Below are 13,138 nucleotides of genomic sequence, written 5' to 3' on the forward strand. Positions count from 1 at the left end.
CAGCGCAAAAGCCGCAGCGGAGAGCGCCTTCGGGACGAGGATGCGGGCGGTCAGGGCGCCAGCACCTCGAGCGTCGAGACATAGCCGAGGCGGCGCTGCTCGGCGCCCTTCACGCTGACGTTCTTGTCGCTGGCCTCAGCGCTCATCCAGTAGAGGCCCGGGTTCGGCCACGTGATCGTCACCTTACCCTCGGCGTCGGTCTTGAGGTCCATCTGGCCGAGCTGGTCGCGGTAGCGGATACCGCCCGGCACAACCTCGATCTCGACCCCGGCGGCGGGCTTGCCGTCGATCACGAACTGGAACGTCGCCGCTTCGCCCGAAACGAGGTCGTTCGGGTGCGTCACCGGCACGAGTTCAAGCCCTTTTCCGTTCGGCTTCAGCACTGAAGCCGTCGGCGCGCCGAGCGTCACGAAAATCTCGTTCCGGCTCCAGCTTTCGGAGAGCTTCACATCGGTCGCGCCTGCGGGAATCAGCTTCTCGATATCCGCCGCCGAAGCGCCGCGCGGCAGCCGCTTCTCCTCGCCGTTCTCCTTGTAACTGCCGAAGATACCGCCGCCGGCGTTGGCGATCTTGTACGTCCCCTGCTGCTTCAGCTCGACGTCGAAGGTGCTGCGGTAGCGGCCAGTCGATGCGTTCTGCAGCGCCACCTCGCTGCCGTCCGGCGCCCACGCCTTCACGTTGCCGAGCCGCACCGGCTGGTGCTCGAAATAAAACAGGTCGTTGGAGACGGCAGCATCCACCGTCACCCAGCTCGACTGGCCCGAAAGCACGGTTGAGGAGGGCAGCATCCACTGGCGGTGTGCCTCAGCGGCGGTTGCGCTGAACAATGCTGTCGAGATGGCGAGTGCGCGCAGGATTTCGGTTTTCATGAATATTGTCCTTTCAGCGTTTGAAGGTGGCGCTGACCGCACCGAGTTCCTCGCTCCCGGCCGCGCTCGCAGCCTGGCCCGGCTTCGGCGGCCAACTGAACGGCAGCTTCACCAGCTCCCGGCCGCCCACTTCGCGCGCGGCTTCCACGAGCAGCGTGTAGTCACCGGCTTCGAGCTTCCCGAGCGCATCCGCGCCGAAGCTCATCTTGTGCGTGCCCGGCGCCTTCGTCGCGCCGGTGATGCCGTCCGCCGGAAACGTCAGCCCGCGGCCCGAGGCGCGCCACCACTGGCGCACGTCGCGCAGCCACTTGGTGCCCTCGTTGTCCTTCATGTCGTGGTCGTACCAGACCGCGAGCGTCTTCGCTGGCGCACCGGCCTTTTCGAGCCAGATCGCCACGTAGGGCCGGTGATACTCGGCGACACTGAGGCGCGGGATTGTGACAGTGAGGTCGATGCTCTGCGCGGCGGCAGGCCCCACCAGCCCTGCGAACGCCGCGCCGGTCATCACGATACGCGTGGAAAGCTGCATTTGCGGAATCCTTCAGTGAATGAAAATCAGGGCGACGAGGACGGGGATGAGGAGCCCCACCCCTACGATGGGCCACGTGCTCGGGCGCTTCGCGGCGTGAAGCTGGAGCAGGAATAGGCCCGTGAAGGCGAACACGAGGCAGGCGCCCGCGAAAATATCGATGAACCACTTCCACGCTGTGCCCGAATTGCGACCCTTGTGGAGGTCGTTGAGGTAGGAGATCCAGCCGCGGTCGGTGCTCTCGGCAGTCGCCTCGCCCGTCGCCCGGTCGATCGCGACCCAGCCGTCGCCACCAGGGCGCGGCAGCGCGAGGTAGACCTCTTCGGGCGACCACTCCGCATCGCCCCCGGCCTTCACGGAAAACGTTTCAGCGACCCATGCGGCGACAGGTGCAGGCAGCGGCGCGCGTTCCGCTTCGCCGTCCTTCGGTGCGATAACGCCGAGCAGCTTCGCCGGAAGCTGCTCCGTGCGCTCCTCGATCACGGGCTCCGCCTCGATCTCGGCAGCGTGATTGAGCGTGATCCCCGTGATCGTGAATAGGAGGAGCCCAACGAGGCTGATGGCAGAGCTCATCCAGTGCCACGTATGCAGCTGTTTCAGCCAGAACGCCTTGCGGCTTTTCTTGGCCGCCACTCTCTTAGGCGTCACACTGTGCATGGCGCAGAATTATTCCCTTTCCTGATCGGCAGCAGCGTTAACGCGAACGATTATCAGTTACAATACATATTGCGGCTATTCCACTGGAAGCCCTGAGAGGTACGTATACAAGGCGCTGACTTCCCCGTTTGTCAGAACACTTAACCGCCCACGCGCAACGCCGGACATCATCAGATTGTCCATCCCTCCCGCCGTCTTGCCGGTCTTGAGGAAGGCCGCGAACGTCTCCGGTGTGTAGGCTTGAATAGCGAGCGCCAGTGGCGGCGTCCCATCACCCCCGGCAAGGTCAAACCCGTGGCACTCCGCGCAAGCCACACTGGTGAAATAGGCCCCGAAGCCGGACTCGGATGCCTTGGGTGCAATTGCAGCCGGCTGCTCGGGCCGCGAGACCTCGGCGGACAAGAACAACGAGCCGGTGAGAAACGCAAAGCGCTCAGCAAGCCCGAAGCGGCGCGGCCCCACCGCGTCCTTGGCCTGCGGGATGGATCGCAGATAGGCATAAATATGGGCGATCTGATCGTCGGCGAGCTTCGCGAAGAAATCGGACGGCATCGCCCACACCACACTCGTCCCATCCGCGCGCACCCCGGTACGCAGCAGTCGTGCGAAATGATCGCGGTCGTAAGAGCGTGCCATACGGGTGAGGTTCGGCGCGGCGGTGCCGTAAAAATCCTCTCCAGCCAGAGAAGTGCCGTGGCAGCCGGCGCAGCCGAGCACCCTCACCAGCCGCGCGCCCTCCTGCGCGTTACCTTTTGAAACGCGCAGCGGCGTTACCGGCACAGCTTCGAAGCGCTTATCGAGCCGCATCTCTCCAATCGCATAGACCGCCGCAGCCGCCACGCCTGCGAGGCCAACAGGGATGGCAACCGAAATCGCAGCCCAACGCAAAAGCGCTCGGCCGCGGCCTGCCATCTCAGGCCGCATCCTCAAATTGCAGGCGCGCAAGCCGGGCGTAGAGGCCGCCGCTAGTCATGAGCTCATCGTGCCGTCCCTGCCCCACGATCCGCCCATCTTCCATCACGACGATACGATCCGCGCCGCGCACCGTGGCAAGGCGGTGCGCGATCACCAGCGTCGTGCGCCCCCGCATCAGCCGGTCGAGCGCTTCCTGTACCAGCCGCTCGCTTTCGGCATCGAGCGCCGAGGTTGCCTCGTCGAGCAGCAGGATTGGTGCATTGCGCAGCACTGCGCGCGCGATCGAAAGCCGCTGGCGCTGCCCGCCCGAAAGCCGCGTCCCCGCCTCGCCCAGGAAGGTGTGGATACCCTCCGGCAGCGCGCGCAGGAATTCCGAAGCGTTCGCTGCGTCCGCCGCGGCCCAAACCTCGGCCTCAGTCGCGTCCGGACGGCCATAAAGGATGTTGTTGTAGGCGCTCTCGGCGAACACAACGCTTTCCTGCGGCACCATCGCGATGCGGCCGCGCACGGCGGAGGGATCCGCGTCGCGAAGCGATACGCCGTCCACGCGCACGGTGCCGTTCTCGGGATCGTAGAAGCGCTGAATCAGCTGGAACAATGTCGATTTACCGGCACCCGAAGGCCCGACCACCGCAACGGTCTCGCCGGGCGCGATGTCCAGGGAGAAGTCGCTGAGGGCCGCCGTGTCTTTTCGCGTCGGATAGCGGAAGCTGACATTGTCGAAAGTCACGCGGCCCACCGGCGGTTGTGGCAGTGCCATGGGGTTCGCGGGCGCCGTTATCTGCGGCACTGCATTCAGCAGTTCCATCATGCGGCCAGCTGCGCCCGTCGCGCGCATCACGTCGCCGTAAACTTCTGTGAGCGCACCGAAAGCACCCGCCACGATCGCGGCGGTGAGCACGAACGCGGTGATTTCGCCGCCCGTCATCACCCCGTCGATCACGTCGGTCGCGCCTTCCCACAGCACCATCGTAATGCCGCCGAAGATGATGGTGATGACGATGGCGGTCAGCAGCGCGCGCATCCGGATGCGTCGCCGCGCCGCCGCGAACGTCGATTCCACGGCACGCGTGAAACGCGCAACTTCGTTCCGTTCCTGCGTGAACGCCTGCACGATGCGGATCGCGCCGAGCACCTCGCTTACGATCGTGCCGACGCTTGCGACATTGTCCTGCGAGCTACGCGACAGTGCCTGAACACGGCGCCCCATCAGCGCCATCGGCAACACTGCAAGCGGGATACCGAGCAGCAGCATTCCGGTCAGCTTCGGGCTGATCGTGAACAGGTAGATCACGCCGCCGATACCGAGGATGACGTTTCGAAGCGCCATCGACAGGCTCGTGCCTACCACCTGCTCGATGATCGCGGTGTCCGCCGTCAGCCGCGAGGCGATCTCTGAGGGGCGATTTTCCTCGAAGAAGGCCGGATCGAGCGTCAGGAGATTAGCGTGTACGCTCTGCCGCAGATCGGCCACGACCCGCTCGCCAAGCCACGACACGTAGTAGAAGCGCACCGCCGTGGCGATACCGAGCACGGCGACCACGCCAAGCATACCGTAGAAGTAGGGCGCGATCGTCGTGTCCGTTTCCGCACCGAAGCCGTTGTCGACGATACGCTGGAAACTGCGCGGAATCGCCAGCGTCGCGAGCGCGGCGATGAACAGCGAGACGAAGAACGCCGTCACCTGCACAGGATAACGTCGCGCAAAGCTCCAGAGCAACTGCAGGTTGCTGAGGGAACGCTTTTCCTTTGGCTCTTTGCCGGACTCGCTGGTGCTCATTGCGGCGGATTAGCAGTGCCCGCGCTCACGCTCAATGCCGGTCAGCCCTTTGGCGGCCAGTGCACTTCGATCTCAAGGTTTGCCGGGCGCCGCGCGGGCGGCGGCGGCAGCTGGCCGACCTTGAAGAAAAGGTCATCGGTGGAGCGCGTGAGGATCGGCTCTGCACACGGTTTCACGATGTCGTAGCGCGTAATGAGCCCGTTGCCGTCCACTGCAACCCGCACCCGTGCCACGCAGGTCGCACGCCGCACCACCGCCGAGCGCGGCATCGCCTGCGCCGCCCGCATCACCCCAGAGGCTGCCTCGGGCCACGTTGTCGCAGCCGCCGCCGGCGCCACGCCTGCCAAAACCAGAAACACAATGAACAGACGCACGCACCGCTCCTGCGAGATGGATCACACGCCCGCATTGCCGCTCAATGGTTTCCGGTTTCGGAAAAGTGCCCGTGAATTTTTCGTGACAGACACAACCTACAGTGAATACCCACCATCGCTCGTCAGGAGTGCGCCGGTGATCGTCGCTGCACCGTCCGAAAGCAGGAATGCGATCTGTCCCGCAATCTCGTCCGCGGTTGCGAAGCGCCCGAGCGGAGTTGCGGTGGAGGCCATTGCCTTTAGCGCCGCTTCACGGCTGCCAAGATCGAGGACCATAGCCTCGAAGAAATCCATGCCGTTCCATATCGGCGTGTCGACCCCGCCCGGCAAGATTGCGTTCACGCGGAGCCCGCGTGGCGCGCCTTCCTTTGCGGCAACCTTTGCCAGGTGTGCGGCCGCCGCCTTGGACGCCCCGTAGGCAGCGACGCCGGGCTCGGCCTTGATCCCGGAGATTGAGGATACGATCACGATTGCACCGGCCCCGGGGATCAGTCGCATCGCCGTGCGCAGCGTGAGGAAGGCGCCGTCGAGATTTACGGAGAGCACACGGCGCCATTCTTCGAACGCGAGGTCGGCGATCGGGCCGGCGCCGGAGACTCCGGCGTTGACGACGGCGAGATCGAGCCGACCGAAACGGTGCGTGATGGCGCGTTCGGCTTCTTCCCAGGTGGATGGGTCTGCGACATTGCCGGTGAGCTGCAGGATATCGGCGCCGGGGAGCGTCGGCTCGGCACTGTCTATGTCGATCAGCGCGAAACGCCGGACGCCTTCGGCATGGAGCCGCTCGGCCGTTGCCTTGCCGATACCGGATGCGGCGCCGGTGATGAGGACCGAGGCGCCTGCGGGAAAACTCACCGCGCGGTCCAGCCGCCGTCGATCGACAGGATGTCGCCGGTGAACGAACGCCCGGTCTCGCCCGCGAGGAACACGGCGAAGTCTGCGACTTCCTCGGGCTCGATGAAGCGCTTGTTGGGCTGCGCGGCGAGGATGACGTTCCGCACGACCTCCTCCTCCGACATATTGTGCACCTTCGCCTGATCAGCCACCTGCCCGGCGACGAGCGGCGTGCGCACGTAGCCGGGGCAGATCGCGTTCACCGTGATACCGGTTTCGGCGAGTTCGAGCGCCGCCGTCTTGGTGAGACCGACGATGCCGTGCTTTGCCGACACGTAGGCCGCCTTGAACGGCGAGGCGACGAGGCCGTGCGCCGACGCGATGTTGATGATGCGGCCCCAGTTCTTCGCCTTCATCGCCGGGAGCGCCGCCTGCGTCGTGTAGAAAGCAGCGGAAAGGTTGATCGCGATGATCGCCTCCCACTTCGCCGCCGGGAACTCATCGACCGGGGCGACATACTGGATGCCGGCATTGTTGACGAGGATGTCGACCCCGCCGAGCGCGGCCGTGCAATCGACGACGAGTTTCGTCGCTTCGGCGCCCTTGGAGAGATCTGCGGGCAGGAACACGCAGCGCACGCCGAAGTCCGCCTCGATCGCGGCGCGCTCGCGTTCGATCGCGTCGACATCGCCGAAACCGTTGATGCCGATGTTCGCACCCGCGGCGGCCATGCCGCGCGCGACCGAGAGTCCGATTCCGCTCGTCGAACCGGTGACAAGGGCGACGCGGCCCTGAAGCGTTCTGGCGGTCATGGCGTTCTCCTTTGCAGCATTTGCGAATCGCTTGCAGAACCGTCGTTAACGGCCCGCTCATTGTGCAATGCAATAATCGATGGACTCGCGATTTGCACGGGGTAAGCTGCGCGGGAAACGATCGGTGTTCGATGAAAACGCCGGCTTTCTGAGCGGGGTATTGCAATGATTTATCACAGCTACGAGCTGCATCGTTCCATGATGGCCGGGGCCAGCGCCTTCGCCAGCCTTGGGGCCAACTGGCTCGCGCATCCTTCGAATCCGCTCGCCTACATCGGCATGAGCCCCGTGATCGCATCCGCACTCGACGTGTTCGCCCACGCTTCGGCACCGCGCGGCAAGCCGGAATTCGGCATCCACAGCGTCAAGATCGGCGACGCCGATGTCGCCGTGCATGAAGAGATCAGCTTCCGCCTGCCGTTCGGGCAGCTCAAGCATTTCGTGAAGCAGAATGGCGTGGCGGCAGGGCCAAAGCTGCTTATCGTCGCGCCGATGTCCGGCCACTACGCAACACTGCTGCGCGGCACGGTGGAGCGCATGATCCCCGGCCATGACGTTTACATCACCGACTGGCGCGACGCGAAGCTCGTCCCGCTCGATGAAGGCCGCTTCGATCTCGACGAATACATCGACTACATCGTCGCCTTCCTCGAACACATCGGCCCCGGCACGCACATGATCGCCGTGTGCCAGCCTTCGGTGCCTGCCTATGCGGCGGCGGCGCTGATGTCCGCGAAGAAACACAAGGCACGGCCGCGCTCGCTGACCATGATGGGCGGGCCGATCGATACGCGCGAGGCGCCGACCGAGGTCAACACCCTGGCCACCGGACGCCAGCACAGCTGGTTCGAGCACAACGCCATCACCACCGTGCCGCCGATCTACGCCGGTGCCGGACGGCGCGTGTATCCGGGCTTCCTGCAGCTGGCCGGCTTCATGTCGATGAACCTCGGCAACCACATGATGAGCCACTGGGAGATGTTCAAACATCTCGTCGTCGGCGACGGCGAAAGCGCCGATTCGACCAAGGCCTTCTACGACGAGTACCGCGCCGTCTGCGACATGACCGCAGAATTCTACCTGCAAACAGTGGATGCCGTGTTCCAGCGCCATCTGCTGCCCAAGGGCGAGTTCATGCATCGCGGCACGCGGATCGACCCCGGCGCAATCACCGATGTCGCGCTGCTGGCCGTGGAAGGCGAGCGCGATGACATCTCCGGCGTCGGACAAACGAAGGCCGCACTGACGCTCGCGACCGCGCTTCCCGACACGAAGAAGACTTACCTGCTTGCCATGGAGGTCGGCCACTACGGCATCTTCAACGGACGCCGCTGGCGCGAGAAGATTGCGCCCGTCGTCGAGGACTTCATCGCGAAGCACGACTGACTCATCCCGCCTAACACGCGCAGACAAAAAAAGGGGCGGACCCGAAAGTCCGCCCCTCTTCTTTTGGATCGGAGACCTCGCCCTAGTTGGCGTAGGCCTCGTTGCCGACGAAACCGATCTTGGTGACGCCAGACATCTGCGCCTGCGCCATGACGTTGTTCACAACGTCGTAGCGCGACAGCGCGTCGGGCTTCAGATGGATTTCGGGCTGAGGCTCCATGCGGGCCGCGTCGTTGAAATACGTGCGCAGCGTCGCAAGGTCCACTTCCTGATCGTTCCAGTAGATCGTGTTCAGGAAGTCGATGCTCACGCGGTTGATCACCGGATCGACCTGAGAGTTCTGCGGCTGGTTCTGGTTCGACGGGAGGTCGAGCTTCACCGCGTGCGTCTGGATCGGAATCGTGATGATGAACATGATGAGGAGCACCAGCATCACGTCGATCAGCGGCGTGGTGTTGATGTCCACCATTTCGCCGCCTTCGGCTCCGCCTCCTACGTTCATTGCCATAGTTTTGGTTTCCTTAGCGGCTGACAGAACCGGCGGGCGGTTCTGAAATGAAGCCCACCTTCACGAAACCGGCACGCTGCATCGTGTAGATGACGCCGCCGATGTTGCTGAACTCCGTGCCCGCGTCGCCGCGGATATGGACTTCAGGCAGTTCAATCGGTGTACCGGCCTTCTCCTGACGCTCGATTTCCTTCTTCAGGTGCGTAACCGCCTTGTCGAAGAGCTCCTGCTTGCTGTCGAGACGCTGCACACCCCAGAAAATGTCACCGGAGTTGTTGACCGCGATCAGCACGTTTTCCGGCTTCGTCGTCGTCGGCATGCTGCTCACTTTGGGAAGTTCGAGCGGCACGGTCTGGATGACCACGGGAACGGTGATGAGGAAGATGATGAGCATAACCAACATGACGTCCACCAGGGGCGTCGTGTTGATGTCCGCCATCGGCGCGTCATCGTCGTCCGAGGGTCCTACTTGCATCGCCATGTCTAGCGATCCTTCCTGATATCAAACAAATCGGGAGGGGGCGCGGCAGCAGAACCGCCGACACCCCCTTCGTACGATCAGGCCTTCGGAGCCGCAGCCGGAGTCACGCCCGTGCGTGCCACGCGCGAACCCGACATCATGTAGCCATGCACGTCGGCCGAGAAGTTGTTCAGGCGGTCCTGAACGTCCTTGTTGCGGCGGATCAGCCAGTTGTAGCCGAGCACGGCCGGAACGGCCACGGCAAGGCCGAGCGCGGTCATGATGAGCGCCTCACCGACCGGACCCGCGACCTTGTCGATCGAGGCCTGACCGGCGACGCCGATGTTGATGAGCGCGCGGTAGATACCGACGACGGTACCGAACAGACCGACGAACGGCGAGGTCGAACCCACCGACGCGAGCCAGGCAAGGCCGCTCTGCAGGCGACCGTTGATCGCATGCGTCGAGCGCGCCATCGACATCGTCACCCACTCGTTCTTGTCGATGCTGTCCGTGAGGCGGCCTTCATGATGATCGGCAGCGCGCAGGCCATCGTCGACGATCTGACGGAAAGCCGAGTTCTTGTCGAGCTTGGCTGCGCCGTCCTTCAGGCTCGGCGCCGACCAGAACTTCTTGTCCAGTTCCTTGGCTTCGATGAGCAGCTTCCGCTGGTCCCACCATTTCGTGAAGATGACGTACCACGAGGTCAGCGACATCAGCACGAGAATGGCGAACGTGCCCTGGGCGATCGGACCGCCCTGCTCGAGCGCGGCGCGGAGGCCGTACGGGTTTTCGGTCGCGATCTCTTCCGCCGCAAACGCCGGAGCCGAAACCATCAGCGTGCCGAGCGCAACACTTGCCGTGAGGCTGGCGCGCGAAACAAAGTTCTTCATGTGTAGTCCCCTAGACTGAATAGAAATGTTGGTTTGAAAACGGAAAGGCCGCAGGCCGGTCTTGCCCGGCCCACGGCGACATCCTGCTTATTTCGGAATCTGCCAACGGAACGCCTGGCTGCGCGTCTCCTGAACCGGCTGGCCGTTCTGCTGCGCCGGATTGAACCGGAAGCGCCGCTCGATCAGGCTGCAAGTCTGGGTATCGAGGCGGTTGAAGCCGCTCGATGTCTGAATCGAACAGCTGCCCTTCACGATCTTGCCATCGACATCGATGGTGTAGCGCGCAACCACCGAGCCCTCTTCCTCTGCACGGATCGAGGCTTGCGGATAATCGTCAGCCGTGATGGTGGCGCCAAGGCGCCCCCTCGGCTGTGCACGCGTGGTCGGACCGGCAGGCGGCGGTGCGGGAGGTGCCGGCGGCGCAACACGAGGCGGATCCGGACGCGGCGTTTCGGTCTGAATCGTAATCGTCGGCTGCGGCGGTGCGATCGTCTCGACGATCACTTCCGGCGGTGGAACATACGGCGGAATCTCTTCGAGTTCCGGCGGCGGAGGCGGCGGCTCTTCATCGACCGTGGGCTCCTCGACCTCGAACGTCTCCATCGGACCCGTCACGACCTTAACCACACGCAGCGCAAGGCCACTTATGAAGGCGTAGCCGAGAACGGCGTGGAGTAGCGCAACGAGCGCCAAGGAGACCATGCGCTTTGAGCTTACGCCTTGATCTGCATATGCCATGGACGCGGGTTACTCCCTCTTAGCTGACCCTTAACCATCGATCCCATAAGAATCGATCAGAAACCAGTTGCGGCTTTGACCGCAATCTTATCCCTTTTTGCAACGCTCATGAAGCGGTTGAAAACCGGCTCAAACCGTCCCTGAGCGACCTACTAGCTTGGGCGCCCTATACCCGCAACTGCTTTGTGGCAGGGTTGTGGCGCGATTGGCCGCTTGCCCAATTCATGCCACGGTCATGTCAAACATGGCTCAAATACGTTAAGCTGCCAGCAAATATGGATTTTGTTCGATTTCATAACAAAAGGGACGACCGGATGCGTCTGTGGGCTTTTTTTGCGCTTCTCCTCTCCGGGGCACTGATTCCGCTTACCGGCGTGTCCGCGAACCCGGGGCGGGCGGACCTCGTAGCGTTGACCACCGAAGCGCCGATCATCGTCCGCGCGACGGTCACCAAGGCCTCGAGACTGAGCGAAAAACTGTCCCCCGGCCTCGCGCCCGGCTTCCGCCGCTTCCTGATCACCGCCGAAATCAGCAACGTTCTGATCGCGCCGGGATTCGTTCCGAAAAATATCGAGTATCTCGTCGATATCGGTGCCGATCCGCGTGGAAAGGCGCCGAAACTCAAGGGACTTCCCGTTCTGCTGTTCCTGGCGCCGGGGGGCCGTGAAGCGCAGTACCAGCTCGTCCGTCCGTGGGCGCAGGTGGATTGGACCGCCGAGCGCGACGCCTATGTGCGCGCCGTCGCAGCCGAAGCCGTCACGGCTCCAGACATTCGCGACATGCAGATTTCCGGGCTCGGGCAGGCCTTCCACGTCCCCGGCAGCCTTCCGGGCGAATCCGAAAGCCAGATTTTCATCCAGACGAAGGCGGGCGAACCAATGTCGCTGGTCGTGCTGTCACGCCCCGGCCAACCGAAAGCGTTCAGCGTGGCCACGGGCGATATCATCGACGATGCCGCCGCCGGCGTGAAGGATGGCAGCCTGCTCTGGTATCGGCTTGCCTGCAGCCTGCCCCGCAGCCTGCCCGCCGCGAGCACATCGACACTCGATTCGGAAACTGCCGACGCCGCGAAGACGGACTATCGTTTCGTGCTCGATTCGCTCGGCGCCTGCGACCGGGCCTATTCGGAATAAGCCATCGGCAGCGACGACAGCTCGACGCCCACGAAATCGCAGTCGGGATAGATGTCGGGCTTCGCGGTGGCGACGCGCAGCGCCAGCACGCCCTTGCGCGCCGCGATGATGTCGTAGACCGCGCGGCAGAAGGTTTCCTGCAGGTTGAAACGCCGCGAAGCCGCCAGCGTCTTCACGGTTTCACGCAGGAAATCGTAGTTCCACGCACTTTTCACCTGATCGTCGGTGGGAAACGACGCCTCGTCCACCCAGAGATCGACATCGACGCGCAGCCGCTGCGGCGCGCCGACCTCGAAGCTGTGAAAGCCGATATCGACGAGCAGTTCATAGCCGTGCAGCCGAATCCGCCGCGCCTTCGGCGCCAGCGCTTCGGGAACGAGGCCGCGCGGCGCGGGGCTCATGCGCCCTCTCCCACCATGAAGGCGACGTCGCGCGGCATACCGAGCATACGCTGCCCGGCATCGAGCACGATCACCTGGCCCGTTAGGGTTGGAAGGGCGATCAAATATTGCATCGTCATGACAACATGCTCCACCAGCACGCCGCGCCGCAGCGGGTTATACACATGCGCGCGATCGAAGTTCTCCCGCGTCTGCGGGCCGCTGACCAACGTCACCGAAGGTGCGATGCCGTTCACGCGGATATTGGGCGCAAGCGCCCTCGCCTGCAGTTCGGTGAGGCCGGCAAGGCCGAGCTTGCTCACCGTGTAGCTGTAGAAATCGGGATTCGGGGCAGCGACCTTCGCGTCGAGCAGATTGATGACGAGGCCGTTCCGCCCAGCGCAATGCGCCGCGAACTGCTGCGTCAGCAGCGCCGGCGCACGCAGGTTCACATCGATCTGCTCGTCCCACTGTGCAGCGCTGAAGTCCGCCTGCGTGTCGTAGCGAAAAACGGAAGCGTTGTTGACAAGCAAGGAAACCGGCGGGTTTCCGGGCTCCAACCGGTCGAACAGCGTGCGGCACGCCTCCGCATCCGCAAGGTCCGCGCGGACGATCGACGCGCTGCCGCCCCCCGCGCGGATTTCGGCGACGAGCGCTTCCGCCGCGGCCACCGATTCGTTGCAGTGCACGTGGACGTGCCAGCCGTCCGCCGCGAGCGCCCGCGACAGCGCCCCGCCGATGCGTTTCGCGCCGCCGGTGACAAGCGCGCTTGCAGAAGTGCCGAACTCGGGTGTCATCGGCGAGCGCTTACCCGCCGGCGTACCAACGGGCAAGCCGCTGCCCTTTTTTTCGGCAGTCGAGACGCGTCAG

At 64.0% G+C, this 13,138-nt stretch carries 16 protein-coding genes; 2 read left to right on the forward strand and 14 right to left on the reverse strand.

All coding sequences use genetic code 11. From position 1 onward, the window contains the following. Window positions 1–50: 50 nt before the first annotated feature. The 8 genes from ACFQ00_RS18725 to ACFQ00_RS18760 form a co-directional block, all read right to left on the reverse strand. Entirely contained in the window at window positions 51–869 is an 819-nt protein-coding gene (locus tag ACFQ00_RS18725; protein WP_381494545.1) for a DUF4198 domain-containing protein, read from the reverse strand. Window positions 870–882: 13 nt separating this feature from the next. Continuing rightward, window positions 883–1,398 (reverse strand): DUF2271 domain-containing protein, encoded by a 516-nt coding sequence (locus ACFQ00_RS18730; protein WP_381494548.1) that lies wholly within the window; start codon window positions 1,396–1,398, stop codon window positions 883–885. A 12-nt stretch (window positions 1,399–1,410) separates the two neighbouring features. Further along, the gene (locus ACFQ00_RS18735) at window positions 1,411–2,055 is read right to left on the reverse strand and encodes a PepSY-associated TM helix domain-containing protein (RefSeq protein ID WP_381494550.1); all 645 of its coding nucleotides are present in this window, start codon (window positions 2,053–2,055) and stop codon (window positions 1,411–1,413) included. 75 nt (window positions 2,056–2,130) lie between these two features. Further along, a complete protein-coding gene (locus tag ACFQ00_RS18740) occupies window positions 2,131–2,967 on the reverse strand; it encodes a c-type cytochrome (protein WP_381494553.1) in 837 nt (278 codons plus the stop codon). 1 nt (window position 2,968) lies between these two features. Beyond that, window positions 2,969–4,750 carry an ABC transporter transmembrane domain-containing protein gene (locus ACFQ00_RS18745; RefSeq protein ID WP_381494556.1) on the reverse strand — a complete coding sequence of 594 codons (1,782 nt, stop codon included), beginning with the start codon at window positions 4,748–4,750 and terminating at the stop codon, window positions 2,969–2,971. Between the two features lie 41 nt (window positions 4,751–4,791). Beyond that, entirely contained in the window at window positions 4,792–5,124 is a 333-nt protein-coding gene (locus tag ACFQ00_RS18750) for a hypothetical protein (protein WP_381494559.1), read from the reverse strand. Window positions 5,125–5,220: 96 nt separating this feature from the next. Then, window positions 5,221–5,979, reverse strand: coding sequence for an SDR family NAD(P)-dependent oxidoreductase (locus tag ACFQ00_RS18755; protein ID WP_381494563.1), 759 nt, complete (start codon window positions 5,977–5,979; stop codon window positions 5,221–5,223). Beyond that, window positions 5,976–6,770, reverse strand: coding sequence for a 3-hydroxybutyrate dehydrogenase (locus ACFQ00_RS18760; RefSeq protein WP_381494566.1), 795 nt, complete (start codon window positions 6,768–6,770; stop codon window positions 5,976–5,978). The genes ACFQ00_RS18755 and ACFQ00_RS18760 overlap by 4 nt, the downstream gene beginning before the upstream one ends. Before the next feature lie 165 nt (window positions 6,771–6,935). Here ACFQ00_RS18760 and ACFQ00_RS18765 point away from each other — a divergent pair, with 165 nt between their 5' ends. Further along, window positions 6,936–8,156 carry a polyhydroxyalkanoate depolymerase gene (locus ACFQ00_RS18765; protein ID WP_381494570.1) on the forward strand — a complete coding sequence of 407 codons (1,221 nt, stop codon included), beginning with the start codon at window positions 6,936–6,938 and terminating at the stop codon, window positions 8,154–8,156. A gap of 82 nt (window positions 8,157–8,238) precedes the next feature. On the opposite strand, the gene ACFQ00_RS18770 is transcribed toward ACFQ00_RS18765, so the two are convergent. The 4 genes from ACFQ00_RS18770 to ACFQ00_RS18785 form a co-directional block, all read right to left on the reverse strand. Next, complete coding sequence (locus ACFQ00_RS18770; protein WP_381495291.1) at window positions 8,239–8,658, reverse strand: ExbD/TolR family protein; 420 nt, start codon at window positions 8,656–8,658, stop codon at window positions 8,239–8,241. 19 nt (window positions 8,659–8,677) lie between these two features. After that, entirely contained in the window at window positions 8,678–9,145 is a 468-nt protein-coding gene (locus ACFQ00_RS18775; RefSeq protein ID WP_381494573.1) for an ExbD/TolR family protein, read from the reverse strand. A 77-nt stretch (window positions 9,146–9,222) separates the two neighbouring features. Then, window positions 9,223–9,960, reverse strand: coding sequence for a MotA/TolQ/ExbB proton channel family protein (locus tag ACFQ00_RS18780; RefSeq protein ID WP_381495294.1), 738 nt, complete (start codon window positions 9,958–9,960; stop codon window positions 9,223–9,225). Between the two features lie 144 nt (window positions 9,961–10,104). After that, the gene (locus ACFQ00_RS18785; RefSeq protein WP_381494576.1) at window positions 10,105–10,755 is read right to left on the reverse strand and encodes an energy transducer TonB; all 651 of its coding nucleotides are present in this window, start codon (window positions 10,753–10,755) and stop codon (window positions 10,105–10,107) included. Between the two features lie 314 nt (window positions 10,756–11,069). Here ACFQ00_RS18785 and ACFQ00_RS18790 point away from each other — a divergent pair, with 314 nt between their 5' ends. After that, window positions 11,070–11,888, forward strand: coding sequence for a hypothetical protein (locus tag ACFQ00_RS18790; RefSeq protein WP_381494579.1), 819 nt, complete (start codon window positions 11,070–11,072; stop codon window positions 11,886–11,888). On the opposite strand, the gene ACFQ00_RS18795 is transcribed toward ACFQ00_RS18790, so the two are convergent. Further along, window positions 11,876–12,289 (reverse strand): dihydroneopterin aldolase, encoded by a 414-nt coding sequence (locus ACFQ00_RS18795; protein WP_381494582.1) that lies wholly within the window; start codon window positions 12,287–12,289, stop codon window positions 11,876–11,878. The genes ACFQ00_RS18790 and ACFQ00_RS18795 overlap by 13 nt on opposite strands. Then, window positions 12,286–13,101: an SDR family NAD(P)-dependent oxidoreductase gene (locus ACFQ00_RS18800; RefSeq protein ID WP_381494585.1), complete on the reverse strand. Its 816-nt coding sequence runs from the start codon at window positions 13,099–13,101 to the stop codon at window positions 12,286–12,288. The genes ACFQ00_RS18795 and ACFQ00_RS18800 overlap by 4 nt, the downstream gene beginning before the upstream one ends. Window positions 13,102–13,138 lie beyond the last annotated feature (37 nt).

Origin of the sequence: Sphingosinicella xenopeptidilytica, assembly GCF_042676985.1 — a bacterium.
GTDB classification, from domain to species: Bacteria; Pseudomonadota; Alphaproteobacteria; order Sphingomonadales; family Sphingomonadaceae; genus Sphingosinicella; species Sphingosinicella xenopeptidilytica.